Annotated in this window: 13 protein-coding genes; 9 read left to right on the top strand and 4 right to left on the bottom strand. The window is 72.8% G+C overall.

Annotation, left to right across the window (positions count from 1 at the left end):
• Window positions 1-111: 111 nt before the first annotated feature.
• The 3 genes from ACWEF6_RS02260 to ACWEF6_RS02250 all read left to right on the top strand — a co-directional run bounded on the left by ACWEF6_RS02260 (window position 112) and on the right by ACWEF6_RS02250 (window position 4,444).
• Window positions 112-1,248, top strand: coding sequence for a serine hydrolase domain-containing protein (locus ACWEF6_RS02260; RefSeq protein WP_449681211.1), 1,137 nt, complete (start codon window positions 112-114; stop codon window positions 1,246-1,248).
• A 311-nt stretch (window positions 1,249-1,559) separates the two neighbouring features.
• Complete coding sequence (locus tag ACWEF6_RS02255; protein WP_449681210.1) at window positions 1,560-1,742, top strand: hypothetical protein; 183 nt, start codon at window positions 1,560-1,562, stop codon at window positions 1,740-1,742.
• A 92-nt stretch (window positions 1,743-1,834) separates the two neighbouring features.
• Complete coding sequence (locus ACWEF6_RS02250; RefSeq protein ID WP_449681209.1) at window positions 1,835-4,444, top strand: CHAT domain-containing protein; 2,610 nt, start codon at window positions 1,835-1,837, stop codon at window positions 4,442-4,444.
• On the opposite strand, the gene ACWEF6_RS02245 is transcribed toward ACWEF6_RS02250, so the two are convergent.
• Together ACWEF6_RS02245 and ACWEF6_RS02240 are read right to left on the bottom strand one after the other, a co-directional pair.
• A complete protein-coding gene (locus ACWEF6_RS02245) occupies window positions 4,441-5,406 on the bottom strand; it encodes an aldo/keto reductase (protein ID WP_449681208.1) in 966 nt (321 codons plus the stop codon). The two genes, ACWEF6_RS02250 and ACWEF6_RS02245, sit on opposite strands and share 4 nt — an antisense overlap.
• A gap of 1 nt (window position 5,407) precedes the next feature.
• The gene (locus ACWEF6_RS02240) at window positions 5,408-6,193 is read right to left on the bottom strand and encodes an SDR family oxidoreductase (RefSeq protein WP_449681207.1); all 786 of its coding nucleotides are present in this window, start codon (window positions 6,191-6,193) and stop codon (window positions 5,408-5,410) included.
• A 205-nt stretch (window positions 6,194-6,398) separates the two neighbouring features.
• On the opposite strand from ACWEF6_RS02240, the gene ACWEF6_RS02235 reads away from it, so the two are divergent.
• The 5 genes from ACWEF6_RS02235 to ACWEF6_RS02215 are packed head-to-tail and all read left to right on the top strand — an operon-like array spanning window position 6,399 to window position 18,169.
• Complete coding sequence (locus tag ACWEF6_RS02235) at window positions 6,399-12,209, top strand: SDR family NAD(P)-dependent oxidoreductase (protein ID WP_449681206.1); 5,811 nt, start codon at window positions 6,399-6,401, stop codon at window positions 12,207-12,209.
• Window positions 12,203-16,021, top strand: coding sequence for a beta-ketoacyl synthase N-terminal-like domain-containing protein (locus ACWEF6_RS02230; protein WP_449681205.1), 3,819 nt, complete (start codon window positions 12,203-12,205; stop codon window positions 16,019-16,021). The genes ACWEF6_RS02235 and ACWEF6_RS02230 overlap by 7 nt, the downstream gene beginning before the upstream one ends.
• Window positions 16,018-16,302 carry a phosphopantetheine-binding protein gene (locus ACWEF6_RS02225; protein WP_449681204.1) on the top strand — a complete coding sequence of 95 codons (285 nt, stop codon included), beginning with the start codon at window positions 16,018-16,020 and terminating at the stop codon, window positions 16,300-16,302. Before ACWEF6_RS02230 ends, ACWEF6_RS02225 begins: the two co-directional genes overlap by 4 nt.
• Window positions 16,290-17,066, top strand: coding sequence for an alpha/beta fold hydrolase (locus ACWEF6_RS02220; RefSeq protein WP_310967216.1), 777 nt, complete (start codon window positions 16,290-16,292; stop codon window positions 17,064-17,066). Before ACWEF6_RS02225 ends, ACWEF6_RS02220 begins: the two co-directional genes overlap by 13 nt.
• Window positions 17,063-18,169: a glycosyltransferase gene (locus ACWEF6_RS02215; protein ID WP_449681203.1), complete on the top strand. Its 1,107-nt coding sequence runs from the start codon at window positions 17,063-17,065 to the stop codon at window positions 18,167-18,169. The genes ACWEF6_RS02220 and ACWEF6_RS02215 overlap by 4 nt, the downstream gene beginning before the upstream one ends.
• A 16-nt stretch (window positions 18,170-18,185) precedes the next feature.
• Here the strand turns inward: ACWEF6_RS02215 and ACWEF6_RS02210 are convergent, their stop codons facing one another.
• Both ACWEF6_RS02210 and ACWEF6_RS02205 read right to left on the bottom strand, forming a co-directional pair.
• Window positions 18,186-18,926: a response regulator transcription factor gene (locus ACWEF6_RS02210; protein WP_449681202.1), complete on the bottom strand. Its 741-nt coding sequence runs from the start codon at window positions 18,924-18,926 to the stop codon at window positions 18,186-18,188.
• A 4-nt stretch (window positions 18,927-18,930) separates the two neighbouring features.
• A complete protein-coding gene (locus tag ACWEF6_RS02205) occupies window positions 18,931-19,671 on the bottom strand; it encodes a response regulator transcription factor (RefSeq protein WP_449681201.1) in 741 nt (246 codons plus the stop codon).
• Between the two features lie 52 nt (window positions 19,672-19,723).
• Between ACWEF6_RS02205 and ACWEF6_RS02200 the strand changes: the two genes are divergently transcribed.
• The gene (locus ACWEF6_RS02200; protein ID WP_449681200.1) at window positions 19,724-20,329 is read left to right on the top strand and encodes a hypothetical protein; all 606 of its coding nucleotides are present in this window, start codon (window positions 19,724-19,726) and stop codon (window positions 20,327-20,329) included.
• The last annotated feature ends 38 nt before the right edge of the window (window positions 20,330-20,367 follow it).

Below are 20,367 nucleotides of genomic sequence, written 5' to 3'. Positions count from 1 at the left end.
CTCTACCGCGTTCCGAAACACCGAACGGCCGGAATGCCGAACGGCCGGAATACCTCGGCTTCTCGTGGGTTGGTTCCTGGCGCAGACGTCGAGATCACCGAGGGAGCCGCCATGTCCGAGCACGTGCAGGGGACCGTTGCCGCTGGGTTCGAGTCCGTCCGGGAGGAGTTCGCCGCCGTTGCGGTCGATCAAGGCGGTGACTACGCCGCGCAGCTCGTTGCGCACGTCGGCGGCGAACGGGTCGTCGATCTGTGGACCGGGCCCGCCATCACCGGTGACTCGCTGACCGGCGTCTTCTCCTCCACGAAGGGGGCCGCGCACCTGGTCGTCGCGCTGCTCGTGCAGGACGGTGTGCTCGAGCTCGACCAGCGGGTCGCCCACTACTGGCCGGAGTTCGGCGCCGCCGGCAAGGACGCCATCACCCTGCGGGACCTGCTCGCGCACCGCGCCGGCGTCGTGGGTGCCGACGACGGGTTCAGCGCCGAAGAGCTCGCCGACGATCGCGTCATTGCCGAGCGGCTCGCCCCGCAGCGGCCTTACTGGCGGCCCGGCACCGCGTTCGGCTACCACGCTCTCGTGATCGGCGCCCTGACCGGCGAGGTCGTCCGGCGCGTCACCGGCCGCAGCATCCAGGAGCACTTCGAAGAGCGCGTCCGGAAGCCGTTCGGCCTGGACTTCTACCTCGGGCTGCCCGAGGAGCTGGAGCCGCGCTTCCTCACCACGCAGCCGATGCTGCCGACGCCGGAGCAGCTGGCCGAGCTGGAGGCGAACGCGACCGGGCCGGACAGCCTCACGGGCATCGCCTTCAACCGCAACCACCCGAAGGCGCCCGAGCTCTGGGAGCTGCCGAACCTCAAGCTGGTCCGGCAGCTGAGCCCGGCGTCGGTGGGCGGCGTCGCGTCGGCCCGGGGCCTGGCCGGCATGTACGCGGCGGTGATCGGCGGCCCGGAGCCGCTGCTGCGTCCGGAGACCGCGGCCGAGTTCGCGCAGATCCACTCGATCGGGGACGACCTCTCGACCCGCAACCGCAACGCGTTCGGGCTCGGCTTCGCGATCGTCTCGGACGACTACCCGGTGCTGGGCCAGGGCGCCTTCGGCCACAGTGGCGCGGCCGGCTCCCAGGCCTTCGCCGACCCCCGCAGCGGTCTCGCGTACGGCTACAACCGCCGCCGGTTCGCCTTCCCGGGCGGCGCGGCCCCGGAAAACGCTCGCCTGGTTCGCGCGGTCCACGCGGCGGCGACGGCTTAGCCGTCCACACGGGACACTCGGGCCGGACCGTCCGGTCGTCACGGTCCGTATCCGGAGCAACACCGCTCGCCCAGGGGGCGGAATGCACGTCTGTAGTGGACGTCGTTACAGACTTCACCCTTTAGGACGTTCCGGGCGGGGCATCAACGCTGCTCACGCGCTTCGGACTGACTTTCCGTAGCAAAAACTCTCCCGATCATTGCTCCGATGTGAAACTATTGGTCCGTTCGCGGGGAGAGGGCCTCGCGACAGGGGGACTCACCGTCACGGCAGCGTCCCCATGAAGATCCCCAGGGGAGAGGAGATCGACCATGTCGACGCCCACGGATGTCAAGCCGGAGGAAACGCCGGAGCCGGTCGAGAAGGCCGGCCCGGTGGTCCCGCACCCCGAACCCGACCAGTTCGGCTGGGTGCACGTCGGTCACGACCACCTGAAGGAAGAGCCGGTCGTGACGCCGAACTGCGCACCTCCGTGCTACCAGAAGGTCAACTGAGCTTCACCAAGCTGTGACCGCCCGCCTGCCGATCTTTGACCGGTAGGCGGGCTCCGTTCTGCTTTCGCCTGTGCTGTCATAGGAGAGTGCCTGTGACAAAGCTGGACCCGTCCGAGACCATCGACAGGGTCCGCAAACTCCAGCAGACCGCTTCGGACGTCTCCTGCCTCGGGCGTTTCCACGAAGGTGTCCGCCTCCTCCGCAAGGGGATGGGCCTGCTGGAGGCGATGTATCCGGTCGAACCCGAGCACCACACCGACTGGATGATCACGCGGATCCGGCTCTCCAGCACGCTCGTGGCACTCACGTCGGAGATCACCGGAGACTTCAAGGCCGGCCTGGCCGGGCTGAACGACGTCCGCCTGCTGATCAACGGGGTGGTCGACCCCGTCGTGCGCGCCGAGCTGAGTGCGGCGCTGGAGCACAACTACGGGGCGCGGCTGATGAGCGTCGGCCGGAACGAGGAGAGCCTCGCGTACTTCGCCGCGTCGATGGAGCACCGGCGCTACTGGCTCGACCACACCCCCGAACCCGAGCCCCGGATGGTCGGCCTGGTCCAGACCCTGGCCGCCACCGGCTGGGTCCACACGAAGCTCGGCAACGTCGCCCAGGCCCGCGAAGACCTCAACCGCGCGATCGAGCTCGCGGAGAAGTTCGAGCTGCGCGCCGACGCGGCGGACGGGCGCCGGTTCCTCGGCACCCTGGCCCTGCGGACCGGCGACGTGCCGGAGGCGCTGCGCCTGTACGAGGTCAGCGAGCGGTCGTACCGGGCGCTCGATCTCGACGTGCCGTCGCAGCTCCGGCTGGAGCAGGCCGAGGCGCTGCTGGCCGCGGGCCTGGCCGGTGAGGCGGGCGAACACCTCGACGACCTGATGGCGGCGATGCAGTCGCAGCCGAGCGTCACCCGCGAGCTGGCCTACATCGAGCTGCACCGCGCGGAAGCCGCGCTGATGGCGGACGAGCTCGGGCTCGCCCGGCAGATGGCCGGGTCGGCCCGGCGCCGGATGCTCAAGGTGGGCTGCCAGACCTGCGTCGGGAACGCGAAGATCATCGGCCTGCAGGCGGACGTCCGGGAAGCGCTGCGGTCCGGGGAGATCCCGGCGGCGCTGCCCCACCGGGCGATCCGGACCGCCGAGACGCTGCCGGTTCCGCGCCTGACCGAGCAGGCCGCCACCGCGCGGATGCTCGCCGTCCGGCTGGACGTCCGGCGCGGGAACCTCAAGCGGGCCGTCGAGACCCTCCAGAAGGTCCCTCGCCCGGGTCAGCTGACCCCCATCGACTACCGGATGCTCCGGCGGCTCTGCCGGGCCGAGCTCGCCGTTGCCCAAGGGGACCGGGCGAAGGCGCTCACCGAGATCCGGTCCGGGCTCACCGAGCTCGATGCCGTCCGGGATCGGATGGGTGGGCTGGACCTCGTCTCCGGAACCGCTCTGCACGGGCAGGAGCTGGCCGATCTCGCCGTGAAGCTCGTGCTGGAGCGCAACGATGCGCGGCGGCTGTTCGTCTGGCTCGAACGGACGCGCGCCCAGACCTACCGCTACGAACCGCTCTCCGCCGGAACCGATCCGGAGCTCGCCGCGCGCGTGGCCGAGGTGCGGGGGCTCGGGCAGGCCATCCAGGAAGCCCAGCACGACGGCCACCCCATCGCCGGGCTGCGGGCGAAGTACAACGAACGGCTGCGGGAAGCCCAGCGGCTCGGCTGGCACACCGGGCGGTGGGGCCGGCCGCGGCCGGTGGCCGGGCTGGCCGAGGTCGTCGCGCGGCTCGGCGAGCGGGCCATGGTCAGCTTCGCCGCCTCCGGGGACGAGCTCGTCGCCGTCGTCGTCGCCGGGGGCGAGTGCCGGCTCGTGCGGCTCGGGTCCGCAGAATCCGCCGCCGAATCCGCGCGCGTGCTCAACGTCGACCTCGACGCCCTGGCCCCCGACAACCTGCCCGAGCGGCTGGCCGAGGTCGTCATGACGTCGGCGCACAAGCAGGCGGACAAGCTCGACACGCAGCTCATCCAGCCCCTCGCCGACCTCATCGGCGACCGCGAACTGGTCGTCGTCCCGACCGGGCCGCTGTACGCCGTGCCGTGGGGGGTGCTGCCCGGGCTGCGGGGGCGGCCGACCGTCGTCGCGCCGTCGGCGACAGCGTGGCTCGCCGCCGAGCTGACGAAGTCGTCGCGGGCGCGCAAGATCGTGCTCGTCCGCGGGCCCGGGCTGGCCGGCGCCCGCGGTGAGCTGGAGAAACTCACCACGCACTACCGCACCGCGACGACGATGACCGGGGCCAAGGCCACCGTGAAGTCCGTGCTGCGCGCGATGGACGGCGCCAAGCTCGCGCACTTCGCCGCGCACGGCGCCCACGAGCCGGAGAACGCGCTGTTCTCCCGGCTCGAACTCGCCGACGGTGCTCTCTTCGGCCACGAGATGGCCGGGCTGCGGCAGCCGCCGCGGCAGGTCGTGTTCGCCGCGTGCGAGCTCGCGATGAACCGGATCCGGCCCGGCGACGAGGCCCTCGGCTTCGCCAGCGCGCTGCTGGCCAGCGGCTCCCGGACGGTGATCGCGCCGCTGTCCCGCGTCGGCGACCTCGCCTCGGCCGCCGCGATGGACGACTACTACCGCGCGCTGGCCGTCCGGGAGAGCCCGGCGCTCGCGCTGGCCGACGCGATCGCCGTCGATCCGTTCCGGCGCCCGTTCGTCTGCCTGGGCGCAGGCTAGGTCAGCTGGGCCGGCGGCGACCACACCAGCCGCGGGTCGGTCTGGACGAAGCTGCCGAGCAGGTGGTCGACCCGGGTCAGCACGTCGAGGTCGAGGCGGACGCCGGCGGCCTTGGCGTTCTCCGTGACCTGCTCCGGCGTGCTCGCGCCGGCGACCGCCGAGGCGACCGTCTCGTGCTGCAACGTCCACGCCAGCGCGAGCTGGGCCATCGTCAGGCCGGCGTCGTCCGCGACGCCGCGCAGCAGCTCCACCCGCTCCAGCAGCTCCGGCAGGAGCAACGGCTGCGCGGACGACGGCCCGGCCCCGCGTGAGCCCGCCGGAATCCGCCCCGTCCGGTACTTGCCGGTCAGCACGCCCTGCGCGAGCGGCACCGAAGCGAACTGCCCGACGCCGATCCGCGCGCCCACCGGCATCACCTGGGCCTCGGGCACCCGCCACAGCATCGAGTAGTGCGGCTGGTTGGCGATCAGCGGCACGTCGTACCGCGTGGCGGCTTCGTGGGCCTGGAGCAGCTGCTCGGCCGTCCACTCCGACGTGCCCACGTACCGGATCTTCCCCTGCCGCACCAGGTCCGACAGCGCGAGGAACGTCTCCGCGACCGGCGTGCGGTAGTCGAAGCGCAGCAGTTGGTGGACGTCGACGTAGTCGGTGCGCAGCCGCCGCAGCGAGCCCTCCAGGGACGCGATCACGTGCTTGCGGCTCAACCCCGCGTCGTTGGGGCCCGGCCCTTCCGGCCAGAACACGCCGGTGCACAGCACCAGGTCTTCGCGGCGCACGCCGGCGAACGCCGCTCCGAACGCGGCTTCGGCGGCGCCGCCGTCCCAGGCCGCCGCGGTGTGGAACGTCGTGATACCCGCGTCCAGCGCCGCCGCGACGCAGCCGGGCGCGCTGTGCGTCAGCCAGTTGCCGTAGGCGATCTCGCTGACGGCGAGGCCGCTCGCGCCGACCCTGCGGTACTCCACGTCAGCCTCCCACGGCCATCTCGTCGATCCACGCGTCGACCGCGCCGGCCTTGCGCGCGAAGGACTCCCGCACCGATTCGTGCGGCAGGATCAGGAATTCCTCCGCGCCGAGCCCGCGCACGACCGCCTCGGCGACGTCTTCGGGGTCGATCAGCGGGGCCGCCGCGGCGATGGCCAGCGCGGCCGGGTGGCCGGCGGCGATGCCGGGCTCCAGCAGCGCCGTCCGGACGCCGAGCGGGCACAGCGCGCTGACCCGCACTCCGCGCGGCCGGTAGGTGATCGCCAGCCACTCGGCGAGGCCGACGGCCGCGTGCTTGGTGACGGAGTAGGGCGCGTCGCCCGGGATGCCGAGCAGGCCGGCCCCCGACGCCGTGATCAGCAGATACCCTTCGCCGCGGGCCAGCATCGCGGGCAGCACCACCTGCGCGGCGTGGACGTGCTGCATGACGTTGATCTCCCACGACCGCTGCCACTGCTCGTCGGCCGCGTGCACGCCGGTGCCGAACGCGGCGCCCGCGTTGGCGCAGAACACGTCGAGGTGGCCGAACTCCGCGCGGGCCGTCGCGACCAGGGCCTTCAGGTCCTTTTTGGACGTCGCGTCGGCGGCCACCCCGACGGCGCGGCCGCCCGCGGCGGTGATCTCGGCCGCCACCCGGGCGGCGCCGGCGGCGTCCACGTCGGACACGACCACCCCGGCCGCGCCTTCCGCGGCGAAGCGGCGGGCCATGGCGGCCCCGATTCCGTGTGCCGCGCCGGTCAGCGCGACCACGCGTCCAGTCAGTTCCACGCGAGCTCCAGATATTTCAGCTTCGAATTGTCACGTGCGTGCGGGAAATGTATTTCCGGGTTGCGATGCAGGTGATAAAAGTGCTGCTCAGTGCCATGATCCTGCCTTGTTCCACGGTTTTGCACGTTAGCACGAGTATTGCGTTTCCGGTGCCTCGTGCGTTATTCCTGAAGATCGCAACGCCCCGCGCACAGGAGGTCCGCCGATGGCCGAGCTCGTCCCGCCGTCGCACGCTCGTCGGCTGCGGTGCCTGGGGGTCGGCGATCCCGACGTGGTCGCCGCGGTCGCGCGCGGCGGCGGCCTCGGCGTCCTCGACGGTGCCGATCCCGCGGACCTGCGGCTGGTCGCGGCCCGCGTCCGGGTGCCGTACGCGGTGCGGACGGACGGCCCGGTGCCCTTGGGTGCGGCCTTCGCCGTCCGCACGAAAGCGCCGTGGGCCGGGGCGCTCGCCGAGGTCGCGGACGTCGCCACGGCCGCCGAAGCCGTTCGCGGCGGCGCGCTGGGACTCGTCGCCCGCGGTGGTGACCTGAGTGACTTCGTTCTGCTGCAACAGCTCCTGAACACCTTCGACGTCCCGGTCTGGGGCCGAGTGGCCGGGCCGCGGACGGCGGTGGGTGCGCTCGCCGGAGGCGCGGCGGGCGTCGTCGTCGAATCCACTGTGGACGTCGGACGGATCGTCGGCGCGCAGGTGCCCTCGGCCGGCCTCGGCACGCGGTTGTGCGCGACCCTGGGCAGTGCGCTCCCGGTCGTCCAGGGCCCGATGACGCGGGTGAGCGATCAGCCGGGCTTCGCGGCCGCGGTCGCCGACGCGGGCGGGTTCCCGTTCGTCGCGGTCGCCACGGCGAACGGCGCGCGCACCACCGAGCTGCTCGCCCGCACCGCCGAGCGCCTCGGCGACCGCCCCTGGGGCGCGGGCATCCTCGGCTTTGTCCCCGACGACCTGCGCGTCGCCCAGCTCGCCGCGATCCGCGTGGCGCGGCCGCGGTGCGTCCTGGTCGCGGGCGGCAAACCGGGGCAGGCCAAAGCCCTGGAAGCCGAGGGGATCGCGACGTTCCTGCACGTGCCCTCGCCGGTCCTGCTTCGCCAGTACCTCGACGCCGGGATCCGCCGGTTCGTCTTCGAGGGCGCCGAGTGCGGCGGGCACGTCGGCCCGAAGGCGAGTTTCGCGCTGTGGGAGGAACAACTGGCCGTCCTCGGCGCCGCGAAGGACGTCGAGGTGCTCTTCGCAGGCGGGATCCACGACGCCCGTTCGGCCGCCATGGTCGCCGCGATGGCCGAGCCGCTCGACGCCGCCGGCGTCCTGATGGGCACCGCCTACCTGTTCACCGAAGAAGCCGTGGCGCACGGCGCGATCACCGGCCTGTTCCAGGACCGCGCGCTCGCCGCGGACACGACCGTCACGCTGGAAACCGCGCCGGGCCACCGCACGCGCTGCCTGCCCAGCCCGTACACGGCGGAGTTCGCGCAGGTCAAAGCCGGTCTGGGGGACACACCCGAAGCGTGGCAACGGCTGGAGGAGCTGAACACCGGACGGCTGCGCGTCGCCAGCAAGGGCGTCCGCCGCGACGGCGAGGCCCTCGACACGGCCACCCAGCTGGCCGAGGGGATGTTCATGGCGGGCGAGGTGGCCGTCCTGCGCGACCGTCGGACGACCATCGCCGAGCTGCACCGCGAGGTCACCGCCGGGAAGACGTTCGTCCACCCGGAAGAACCGGTGCCGGACTCCGGCGACCTCGCGATCATCGGCATGGCCTGCACCTTCCCCGGCGCGTCCGACCTGCCGGCGTTCTGGTCGGCCATCCTCCGCGGCGACGACGCCGTCACCGAAGTCCCCCGCGAGCGCTGGGACCCGGACGTCTACTTCGGACAGTCGACGTCGAAGTGGGGCGGCTTCCTGCCCGCGCTGGACGTCGACCCCCTGGAGTTCGGCATCCCGCCGTCGGCGATGGGCAGCATCGACCCGGCGCAGCTGGTGTCCCTGGAGACGGCGCGCCGCGCGCTGGCCGACGCCGGGTACGCGAACCGGGACTTCGACCGCGAGCACACGAGCGTGGTGTTCGGCGCGGAGGCCGGCGGTGACCTGGCGAACGCGGGCACGCTGCGGTCCCTCCTCGACGGCTACCTCGACGAAGTGCCGCCCGAGCTGCTCGCCCAGCTGCCCGAGCCGACCGAAGACACGTTCCCGGGCACGCTGGCCAACGTCATCTCCGGCCGGATCGCGAACCGCCTCGACCTCGGCGGCGCGAACTACACGGTGGACGCGGCGTGCGGCTCGTCGCTGGCCGCGCTCGACCTCGCGGCGAAGGAACTGCGCGCCGGCACGAGTTCGCTGGTCCTCTGCGGCGCGGTCGACCTGCACAACGGCATCCACGACTACCTGATGTTCACGTCGGCGGGCGCGCTGTCCCCGACGGGCCGCTGCCGTCCGTTCGACGCGACGGCCGACGGCATCGCGCTGGGTGAGGGCGTGGCGTGCTTGGTGCTGAAGCGCCGGTCCGACGCCGAGCGCGACGGCGACCGGATCTACGCGCTGGTCAAGGGTGTCGGCGCGGCCAGTGACGGCAAGGCGCTCGGCTTGACGGCGCCGCGGCCGGACGGTCAGCGCCGGGCGTTGGAGCGGGCGTACCGGGACGCGGGAGTGTCCCCTGTGGACGTGGGGCTGGTGGAGGCCCACGGCACGGGAACGGTGGTGGGCGACGCCACCGAGCTGCGCACGTTGACGGCGTTCTTCGCGGAGGCGGGCGCGGAGGCGGGTTCGTGCGTGCTCGGGTCGGTGAAGAGCCAGATCGGCCACACGAAGTGCGCGGCGGGCTTGGCGGGGCTGATCAAGGCGGCGCTGGCGCTGTGGCACGAGGTGGTCCCGCCGACGTTGCAGCTGACCAGGCCGAACGACGCCTGGGACCCGGCGGCGAGCCCGTTCACGTTCACGACGGCGGCCCGGCCGTGGGCGCACCCGGCCCGGCTCGCCGGAGTGAGCGCGTTCGGCTTCGGGGGGACGAACTTCCACGCCGTCCTGGGCGCGGCACCGGTGGCCCCGGATCGCCGGCACGGGTTGCGGGATTGGACACCGGCGGCCGAGAAGGCTTTGGCCGAGCTGGAACGCGCGGTGGCGGGGCAGCAGCCGCCCACGGCGAGGCGGCTCGGCGCGGCCGACTCCGGCAAGATCGCCGCGGCAGGCGATCCCGGCGGGCTCGCTGCGGCCGGCGACCCCGGCAAGATCGCCTTTCTCTTCCCCGGCCAGGGCAGCCAGCGCACCGGCATGCTCGCCGAGCTCTTCGTCCACTTCCCCGAGCTCGCCGAACTCCTCCGCCTCGCGCCCGACGTCGCCGCGACGGCCTTTCCGCCCCGAGCCTTCACCGCCGAGGCCGCCGACGCCCGGGAAAGCGCCCTCACCGACACCCGGGTCGCTCAGCCCGCGCTCGGGCTCGTCGAAACCGCGGTCGTGAAGCTTCTCGGCCAGCTCAACGTCCACCCAGACTTCCTGGCCGGGCACAGCTACGGCGAACTCGTGGCCCTCTCCGTCGCCGGGGCCTTCGACACCGCGACCCTCCTGCGCCTCAGCCGGGCTCGCGCGCAAGCCATCGCCCAGGTCGCCCGGCCCGGGACGATGGCCGCCGTCAAAGCGAACCGCGACACGCTCACCGCCACGCTGATCGGCCCGGACGTCGTCGTCGCCAACCACAACGCACCCGAGCAGGCCGTCCTCTCCGGACCCGTCGCCGCGGTCGAACGGGCCATCCGGCGGCTCGAAGAAGTCGGCGTCTCCGCCCAGCGGATCCCCGTCGCCTGTGCCTTCCACAGCCCGCTGGTCGCCGGTGCGGGCGAGGTGTTCGCCCGGGAGCTGAGCGAAGCGACGATCGGGACGCCGCGGAAACCCGTGTGGGCCAACCGGACCGCCCAGCCGTACGAAGACGACGTGCGCGGCGAACTGGCCGCGCAGATCGGTGCCCCCGTGCGGTTCCTCGGCCAGATCGAGGCCATGTACGCGGCCGGAGCGCGCATCTTCGTCGAAGCCGGGCCGGGGCGGGTCCTGTCGCGGCTGGTCAAGGACATCCTCGGCGACCGGCCGCACACCGTCGTCGCCTGCGGGCCCGACCTCACCGGCTTCCTGGCCGCGCTCACCGCACTGGCCGAAGCCGGGGTCGACGTCCGGACCGAACGGCTGGCCAGGCCGAAGCCCCCCGAACCGTCCCCGACCGCCTGGGCCGTGGACGGGCGGTCCGTCCGCGCGCCCGGCTCCGCCGTCCCCGCCCTGCCCCCGGCCCGACGAATCCGGAGTACCGCCATGACCCAGCCCGCGCCCGGCCGCGACCAGGCGATCGTGGACTTCCTGCGCACCACCCGCGAGCTCGTCGCCGCCCAGCGGGAGGTCATGCTCGGCTACCTCGGCAGCGCACCCGCGCCCGCCCCAGCGCCTGCCCCGGTGCCGGTGGTGCTCGACGAGCGGCGGATCGAAGAGCCGCAGCCGGAACCCGAAGCGCCGGCCGACGTCCTCGGCACGGTGATCGGCGTGATCAGCGAGCGCACCGGCTATCCGGCCGAGATGATCGCCGGCGACCTCGACCTGGAAGCCGACCTCTCGATCGACTCCATCAAGCGGACCGAAATCGCCGGCACGCTGCTGTCCCGCCTCGGCCTCCCCGCCGACGACCGCACCGACCAGCTCAGCCGCGACCGCACGGCGAACGCGCTGACGGCACACCTGGAAAGCTGGCTGAACCCCACGCCGGCCACGGAAGCGCCCACCCGGTACCGGCTCGAGCGGGTACCGGTGCCGCTCGACCCGGATCCCGGGCGGCTGCGCGGGAAGACCGTGGCCGCGCCGGACGACGCCGTGCGGGCCGCTTTCGCCGCGGCCGGGGCGGAAGTCGTCACCGGGGACGCGGACCTCACCGTGCTGTTCGCCCGCGACCTCACCGAGGTGTTCACCCGGCTCAAGGCGCTGCGCGGGGACGTTCTCGTGGCGGCGGAGCCGGACGCGGTCCCCGGGTTGAGGGGCCTGGTCCGGTCGGCCGCGCTGGAACGCGAGGGGGTCACGCGGCTCGTCGAGGTCACGCAGGACGTGGCGAAAACGCTGGTGGACGAGGCCCTCAGCGACGGCCCCGCGGTCGTCGGGCACGACAACGCCGGCCGGTTCACCGTCGAGCCGCGGCCGGCGGACCTGCCGTCGATCGCCTACTCCGGCGCCGGTCCGGTCAGCGGCGAACTCGCCGCGCTGGGCCTGGGCCCGGACTCCGTCGTGCTGCTGATCGGCGGGGCCCGGGGGATCACCGCCCACGCGGCGGTCGCCTTCGCCGCCTCCGGGGCCCGGATCGAGCTGGCCGGGCGCACGCCGTGGCCCGGCGAACTTGACGACCTGCCCGCCGATCCGGCCGCGATGCGGGCGGTGCTCGCCGGCCGCGGCGGCTCGGTTGCCGGCATCGAACGCCGGGTGCGGACCGTGCTGGCCCAGCGCGAGATCGGCCGGACCCTCGACCAGATCCGCGCCGCCGGCGGTGCGCCGGCCTACCACGCGCTCGACGTCCGTGACGCGGACGCGGTCCGCCGGCTGGTCGAGGACCTGGGCGGCCGGGTCGACGGCGTCGTCTTCGCCGCCGGGGTGATCGACGACAAGCTGATGGCGGACAAGGACGAAGCGTCGTTCCGGACCGTCTTCGACACCAAAGTGGACGGTGCACGCGCCCTGCTCGAAGCGCTCCAGGCCGAACCCGGGTTCGTCGCCTTCTTCGGCAGCATCGCCGCCGTGCTCGGCAACCGCGGCCAGACCGACTACGCCGCCGCGAACGACGCGCTGGAAACCCTCGGAACGGCTTGGCCGGGTCGTGCCGTCACCGTCCACTGGGGACCGTGGGCGCCGGAGCCGGACCACGGCGGCATGGTCTCGCCGGAGCTGGCGCGCGAGTACGAACGCCGGGACGTCGCCCTGCTCGACCCGGCCGGCGCCACCGCGGCCCTGCTGCGCGAACTCGCCTACGGCACGGACCGTGCGGTGCTGTACACGGCGTCGCTGTGGTGACCCCGGTCGCGATCGTCGGCATGGGTGTGTTCCTGCCCGGCGCGTCCACAGTGGACAAATACTGGCGAAACCTGGTCGACGGCACCGACGCCGTCACCGACGTCCCGCCGCACCGGCGGGACCCGGAGTTCCACGGCCGCGACGGCGCCGCGCCGGACCGCACCCACGGCCGGCGTGGCGGCTTCACCGCGGACACCCTCGACTTCGACCCGGTCGCCCACGGTGTCCCGCCGACGTCCCTCGACGGCACCGAGCCGGACCAACTGACGGCGCTGGCCGTCGCCGTCGGCGCGGTCGCGGACGCTGGTGGCCTCGGCCGGCTCGGCGACCCCGAGCGGATCGGCGTCGTGCTCGGCCGCGGCGGCTACCTCTCGCCCGGGCTGCAGGGCTTCGACCAGCGCGTCCGCACCGTCCGGCAGATCACCCGCACGGTCGGCGAGCTGATGCCGTCGGCCGGTCCGGCCGTCCTCGAACGGTTGCGGACGGCGCTGCTGGAACCGCTCGGCGAGTTCCGGCCCGAGACCGCCGCCGGGCTGGTGCCGAACCTCGCCGCCGCGCGGGTGGCGAACCGGCTCGACCTCGGCGGCCCGGCGTATACCGTCGACGCCGCCTGCGCGTCTTCGCTGGTCGCCGTCGACCAGGCGATCGGCGAGCTGGCCCGCGGCCGCTGCGACGTCGTGCTCGCCGGCGGCGCGCACCAGACGCAGGACGACACGCTGTGGTCGCTGTTCACCCAGCTCGGCGCGCTGTCGCCGAGCCAGCGGATCAGCCCGCTGTCGCGCGACGCGGACGGCATGCTCATCGGTGAGGGCACCGCGATCGTCGTGCTCAAGCGGCTGGCCGACGCCCGCCGCGACGGCGACCGCGTGTACGCCGTGATCCGCGGCTGCGGCACGTCGAGCGACGGGCGGGGCGCGAGCCTCCTCAGCCCGTCCGTCGCCGGCCAGACCCTCGCCCTGCGCCGCGCTTGGGCGGGCCACGATCCCGCGGAGATCGGTCTGCTGGAAGCGCACGGCACCGCGACCCCCGCCGGGGACGCCGCCGAACTGACCACGGTCGCCGACGTCTTCGGCCCGGCGGCCGGGCCCCGCGCGGTGATCGGCTCGGTGAAGTCGATGATCGGGCACACGCTGCCGACCGCCGGGGTCGCCGGGCTGGTCAAGGTGGCCCTCGCGCTGCACCACGGCGTCCTGCCGCCGACGCTGCACTGCGCCGACCCGAACCCGCTGCTCGACAAGACCCGCTTCCGGGTGCTGGCCGAGGCCGAGCCGTGGGGCGCGCTGCCACGGGTGGCCGCGGTCAACGCGTTCGGCTTCGGCGGAGTGAACGCTCACGTCGTGCTCGAAGCCGGGGATCCGGCCCCGAAGCGGCGGGTGCGGGTCGACGAGCCGGAACGCGTGCTGCGTCTGGCCGCGCGCACGCCGGAGGACCTCCTGGACCAGCTCGACACGCCCGGCGCGGGGGACGGCCCGTGCCGGCTCGGGATCGTCGGCCCCGACGAGCGCAAGCGGGCCACGGCCCGGCGGGTGATCGCCAAGGTGGCGGCCGAGGGCCGGTCGTGGCACGGCGCCGGCGACATCTGGTGCAGCGTCGATCCCCTGCTGCCCGGCGGAAAGACCGCGTTCGTCCACCCGGGACTGGAAGCGGGCGGCGAACCCCGCCTCGACGACGTCGCCCGGCACTTCGCGCTCGACCGTCCACAGTGGTCGACGGCGAGTGTGCTCGACCGCGCGGCGAGCGTGTCGGCGGCCGGGCTGCTGCTCGACGACGTCCTCCGGCGGCTGCGAATCCGGCCGGACGCGCTCGCCGGGCACAGCGTCGGGGAGTGGACCGCGATGCAGGCCGCCGGGATGTACACGGCGGCACCGGACGCGGTGGTGCGCTACTGGCCGGACGGCTTCGAGCTGCCGGAGGCGGACTACCTCGTGCTGGGCGCCTCGGCGGCCCGCGTGGCCGAGCTGCTGCCCGCTGACCTGGTCGTTTCCCACGAAAACGCGGCGAAGCAGACGATCGTGTGCGGGCCGCCGGACGTCGTCGCGGATTTCGCGGCGACGTGCCGGGGCGCGGGGATCGTGGCCACGACCCTGCCGTTCCGGTCCGGCTTCCACACCCCGCTGATGGAACCGCACCTCACGCCCTTCGCCCGGCTCGTCGCGGACCTGGACCTGCGCGCGCCGGCGCTGCCGGTCTGGTCGGCGACGACCGCGCGGCCGTACCCGGCGGACCCGGCCGACGTCCGCCGGCTCTACCTCGACCACCTGCTGCGCCCGGTCCGGTTCCGGCAGCTGGCCGAGGCGCTGCACGACGCCGGGTTCCGGGTGTTCGTGCAGGTCGGTGCCGGTCAGCTGGGCTCGTTCGTCGCCGACACGCTCGGCGAGCGGCGGCACCTGGTCGTCGCGGCCGCGTCCGGCACCCGGCCCGGGCTCGCGCAGCTCCGGCGGCTCACCACCGCGTTGTGGACCGAGGGCGGCGACCCGGACTTCGCGGCGCTGGAACCGCGGCGGATCCGGCTCACCACCGGGAATTCCCTGCTCTCGCTGGGGGAGTCGGCGCGCGGCCTGCTGGACGAGCCGGGCCTGCCGGCCGGGGTGCCGGACCCGATCGTCGCCGAGTTCACCGCGCTGCTCACCGAAACGCGCCAGGCCGCGGCGGACGTCGTCGCGGCCGCCCGGCGCCGCGTCGAGTCCACTGTGGACGTGTCCCTGGCAGCCATGCCGTACCTGCGTGACCACCGGTTCTTCCGGCAGCGCGACGACTGGCCCGACGAGTCGGACTTCCGTCCGGTCGTCCCCGCGACGACCCTGGTCGACCTCGCCTGCCGGGCCGTCGAGCGCACCTGGCCGGGGACGGCGGCGGTCGCGGTGCGCGACGCGGTGTTCTCCCGCTGGCTCATCGCCGCTCCGGCGCAGCAGGTGCCGCTGTCGATGAGCCGCGAGGGCGACCACGTGACCGTCGAAATCGGGCCGTACGCGCTGATGACCGTCGAACTCGGGACCTTCTCGCCACCACCGGCCCGGGCCGAAGTGCCCGGACCGGAGACGGCGCCGCCGCTGTCCGCGGCCGAGGTCTACGCGCGGCGCGAGATGTTCCACGGCCCCGCGTACCAAGGCCTGGCCCGGCTGGTAGGCCTCGGCGAGCAGCACATCCGCGGCGAACTGGTCGTCCCGGACGCGCCCGGCGGCCTGCTCGACAACGTCGGCCAGCTGCTCGGCTGCTGGCTGATGGCCACCCGGGCCGACGACCTCCTGGCCTTCCCGCGCTCGATCGGCCGGCTGACCTGGCACGGCCCCGAACCGGCACCCGGGACGCGGCTCGAGTGCCTGGTGCGGGTCCGGTTGCCCCGGCCGGACGTCCTCGAGATGGACGCCCAGCTGACTGGCGACGGTGACGTTTTGGCGAGCATCGAAGGCTGGCGGGACGTCCGGTTCCCGTGCGACCGCGCCGCCCACCGCGTCTACGCGTTCCCGGCGGAGCACCTCCTCGCCGAACGGCGGGACGACGGCTCGGTGGCCGTCACCGACCGCTGGCCGACGGTCGCCGCGCGGGACATCTACGCCGGGATCTACCTCAGCGCGTCCGAACGCGCCGAGTTCGCCGCCGTCCCGCCGCGGCAGCAGCGCGGCTGGCTGCTGCGGCGCATCGCCGTCAAGGACGCCGTCCGCGCCCGGCTCGGCGAACCCGTCTACCCGGCGGAAATCCGCGTCCACGACGACGGCACGGTGTCCGGACGGCACCGGGACCTGCCGCGCTTCGCCGTCCCGGTCGAGCTGGACGGCGACACCGCCATCGCACACCTCGGGAGCACGAAATGACCATCGCGTCCACCACGTTCGACGTCGTCGCCGAGCTGCTCGCCGAGCTCGTCGGCGACGCCGAAGTCCTCGGCGTCGAGATCACGCCCGACACGACGTTCCACGAGGACCTCCAGCTGGAGAGCATCGACCTGGTGACCTTCGCGAGCATCCTCGCCGAGCACTTCGGGCCGGACGTCAACCTCGCCGAGTACCTGGCGGAGAAGGACCTCGACGACGTCATCGGCCTGACCGTCGGCGACATCGCCCGGTTCGTGGGGGAGCGCACGTGCCCACGATGACCGTCAACGGGCTGCGCACGAACGTGCAGCTCGTGCCCGCCGGCGGCACCGAAACCGTGGTGTTCCTGCACGGCATGGGCACCGACAGCCTGGCGAGCTTCTACCTGACCCTGGCCCCGCCGGTCGCGGCCGCCGGGATCGACGTGATCAGCTACGACCTGCGCGGGCACGGCAAGACCGAGCGGCCGGAGCGCGGGTACACGCTCGGGGACTTCGTCGCCGACCTCGACGACCTGCTGCGGCAGCTCGGCGTCGACCGGCCGGTGCACCTGGTGGGCAACAGCTTCGGCGGCACGCTGGCCTACAGCTACGCCGTCGCGTGTCCGTCCCGGGTCCGCAGCATCGTGTGCATCGAATCCGAGCCGGCGACCGAGGTGTGGGCGGAGAAGATGAGCGCGATCCTCGCGCACACCGTCCGGTTTCTACAGGTGGAGGAGAGCTTCGACTGGATCGAGGCGAACTTCAGCGCCCACCACCGGCGGCTCGCGCGGATGGCGGCCGAGCGGATCACGTCGACGAAGATGGCCGAGGAGGTCCCGCTCGGGCCGTTGCTGACGTGGGAGCAGGTGGCGGCGATCGGCTGCCCGGTGCTGTCCATCCTGGGCAGTCACGGCTACCAGGCCGACGACCTCGAAGCCCTGACGTCGCTGCTGCCGAACGGCGAGCTGCACGTGTTCGAGGGGCAGGGGCATTCGGTGCTGGTGGAGCAGCACCGGGAGGTGCGCGAGCTGGTGCTTCGCTGGATCGGGCGGCACGCGGCGTGAGGTTCCTGCTGGTCGTGCCGCCACTGGCCGGGCACGTGGCGCCGTTGCGCGGGGTGGCCGAGGTGCTTTCCGCGCGGGGCCATTCGGTCGCCTGGTGCGGTCCCGAGCCCACTCTGTCCACTTTGGTCGGTGGTCCGGTGTTCCCCGCCGGGGATTCCGCGCCGTTCGAGCTGTCCCTGCGGCCGCCGGGGTTGCGCGGGTTCGCGGCGCTGAAGTACCTGTGGGAGTCGTACCTGGTGCCGCTCGCGGACGCGATGGTGCCGGGCGTGGCGTCGTCGGTCTCGGCGTTCGAGCCGGACGTGGTCGTGGTGGACCAGCAGGCGATGGCGGGGGCGCTGGTGGCGGCGCGGTGCGGGCTGCCGTGGGCGACGTCGGCCTCGACGTCCACCGAGCTGGCCGACCCGCTGGGGTCGTTGCCGAAGATCGCCTCCTGGGTTTCGGAGCTCCAGGCCGGGCTGCGCGCTCGCCACGGGGTGCTGCTCGGCGACCTGCGGTTCTCACCGCACCTGGTGCTGGCGTTCACGACCCGCGCCTTGGCCGGAGATCCCCGCCTGGCGGTGCCGGTGGCGTTCGTCGGGCCGGTGCTGCCGGTCGCGTCGGACGAGTGGTCCGTTGTGGATGGACGACCGCTGGTCGTGGTCACGCTGGGGACGTCGAACGCCTCGGCGGGCGCGAGGTTCCTCGCGGAGAGCGTGGACGCGCTGGCCGGGATGCCGTCGGTGCAGGGGCTGGTGGTGGATCCGGCCGGCGCGCTGATCAGCGAGAGCGTGACCTTGGCCCGGCGGATCCCGCAGGTGGCGGTGTTCGCGAGGGCATCGGCGGTGGTCTGCCACGGCGGCCACAACACGGTGTGCGAAGCGTTGGCGGCCGGGGTGCCGTTGGTGGTCGCCCCGATCCGCGACGACCAGTCGATGCTGGCCCAGCAGGTGGTCGCGGCTTCGGCGGGGGTACGGCTGCGCTTCGACCGCGCGAAGGCGGCGGACATCCGCAAGGCGATCGAGTCGGCCCCGGAGTACGCGGAAGGGGCGGCGCGAATCCGCGAGTCGTTCGAGGCAGCCGGCGGCGCGGAAGAGGCGGCGACGCACCTGGAGGCGTTGGGTTGACCTCGCGGAGTCCCGGTCAGCGTCCGCGCATGACGGCGGCGGCCGCTCCGCGGGTGCGGACGCCGGTGCGGTCGAAGATGTGCTCCAGGTGCTTGCGCACGGTGGCCACCGAGATGTACAGCTCACGCGCGATTTCGGAGTTGCCCAGCCCGGCGTCCACGAGACGCAGAACCTGCTGTTCGCGGTTGGTCAGTTTCGGCAAGCCGGCCGGGTGGCGCCGGGCGTCGTGGATCTCCCACAGGTGTGGACGCAGGAGCTGGAGGACCAGCCGATCGCGTTCGGTGAAGTCGTGGCCGGGCCCGCGCCACAGGGAGATCTTGCGGACGATGCCGGCCGGAGCGGGAATCGCGAGATGCATGCCGTACCGGAAACCCTCGGCACGGCGGTAGTCGGCGTAATGCCGAACTTCGCGTAACTGCGTCCAGGTGTAGAAGTCGGACCACCGGACCGGCGTCAGCCGATCCCCGGTGCGTTCGGGATACGTACACGGTTCGAAGCTGCGTAACGATTCCCAGTACTCGGTGACCTCGACGTCGCCCTCCGCGCCGAGTTCGAGTGTCCGGTCGCCACCTTCCCACCACTGGTCGCGCATCGGCAGCTCGTGCGGAAGGTCGAATTCGGGACAGGAGATGGCTTCGCAGGGGATGAGCAGCGCCAGCCGGTCGAGAAGCGCCCACGGCAGCCCGGCAGTCGGCTCATCGCGGCGGCCTTCTTCGACCACGGACATGAGCAGACGCAGGTCGGCTTCGGTCAGCAATTCATCATCGGCCCGGATCGCCGTCCCATCCGGTTGCCGGATCGAGGACCAGGTGCGGCAGGACGAGCGCGACCGCCTTGGCGCGAGTGCGGACGCCGGTGCGATCGAAGATGTGCTCGATGTGCTTGCGCACGGTCCCGACCGAGACGAACAGCCGTCGCGCGATGTCGGCGTTGCTCAATCCTTCGGCGACGAGCCGGAGGACGTCCAGTTCTCGTGGAGTGAGCCGGGGTACGCCCGCGCGGCGTCGCCGGGCATGGAGGTGGATCTCGTGCAGGTGCGGTCTGAGCAACTGCAGGACGAGCCGGTCGCGCTCGTCGAAGTCGCGTCCGCCGTCCCGCCAGATCTGCATCCTCCTGGTGTGGCCGAAGGGGGCAGGCAGGGAAACGAGCAGGCTGAAGCGGTGGCCCTGACGGCCGTAGAGCTCCGCGTACATCGGAGCGCCTCGCAGTTCCCGGGTGGAGTAGAAGTCGGACCACAACGTGATGCTGGTGAGATCCCCGGTGCGGTCGGGGTAGGCGCATGGCAGGAACGTCCTGCGCAGCTGCCAGAACCCGTCGTTCGACCGGCTGTCTCCCGCACCGTCGAACTCCAGCTGCCGTTCGCCGTCGGCGAGCGTCTGGAACACCGGCACCTGCCTGCCGGTGACGTCGAGTTCCTTGAAAACCAGTGAATCCCCCGGGACCAGCGCGAGCAGGGCCTCCAGCGCGGCCCACGGCATGGCGTCGGTGGGATCGTCGCGCATGCCTGCTTCCGCCACTTGTACCAGTGCGCGAAGATCACGCTCGGACAGATTCGTGGCCATCGGTGACCACCCCCTCGTCGAAAGCATCGTACGCTCCAGGGCCGGGAAGATACGCCTTGAGGCGAATATCTTCTTCGCTCTGCTCGTCGCATCCTCGGACGGGGAACACGAGGAGGAGGCCATGTCGTCAATTGCCGAACCGGAAGTATCGGGTGACGAGGATCCCCGGACGGTGCTGGTCAGCTGGATCCGGGCCAAACGCGGAAAATTGGAAACATACCTGGAGCGAGCCACGTCCCACCGGCGTCGGCTGCTCAACCTGAACGGCGTGACGGGAACTTTGGCCACGACCCTCACCGCGGCACCGGCCCTGGGCGGGAAGCCGGTCGCGGACTGGTTGACGGCGACCTTGGGGCTGTCGTCTCCGGCCTGGCGGCTGCTTTGCGCGGCCGCGATGTTCTGCTCGCTCACCGCCACGATCGCGACCCAGGCGCTGAAATCCCACTCCGTCGACGAGCGCGTCAGACGGGCGCAGGCTGCCCGAGCCGGCCTCGAGATGCTCGAAGTCGGTTTGTCCGCGCGAAAGATCGATTACGCGGAAGCGGTGGAAGAGTACTCCGATTGCATCAAAGACACGAGCTTCGTCGGCGGTCTGTGATCACTGCCGGACGTGGAGTGCCAAGAGGTAAGAACTCG

The sequence above is a fragment of the Amycolatopsis sp. NPDC004772 genome (assembly GCF_053601215.1).
Note: the sequence above shows the minus strand (reverse complement) of the source record. Positions and strands in the feature narration are given on the sequence as shown.

Bases quoted from the DNA above. Each gene is read 5' to 3' on its own strand.
- ACWEF6_RS02260 (WP_449681211.1), top strand. From the start codon at position 112: ATGTCCGAGCACGTGCAGGGGACCGTTGCCGCTGGGTTCGAGTCCGTC.
- ACWEF6_RS02255 (WP_449681210.1), top strand. From the start codon at position 1,560: ATGTCGACGCCCACGGATGTCAAGCCGGAGGAAACGCCGGAGCCGGTC.
- ACWEF6_RS02235 (WP_449681206.1), top strand. From the start codon at position 6,399: ATGGCCGAGCTCGTCCCGCCGTCGCACGCTCGTCGGCTGCGGTGCCTG.
- ACWEF6_RS02225 (WP_449681204.1), top strand. From the start codon at position 16,018: ATGACCATCGCGTCCACCACGTTCGACGTCGTCGCCGAGCTGCTCGCC.
- ACWEF6_RS02205 (WP_449681201.1), bottom strand. From the start codon at position 19,671: ATGCGCGACGATCCCACCGACGCCATGCCGTGGGCCGCGCTGGAGGCC.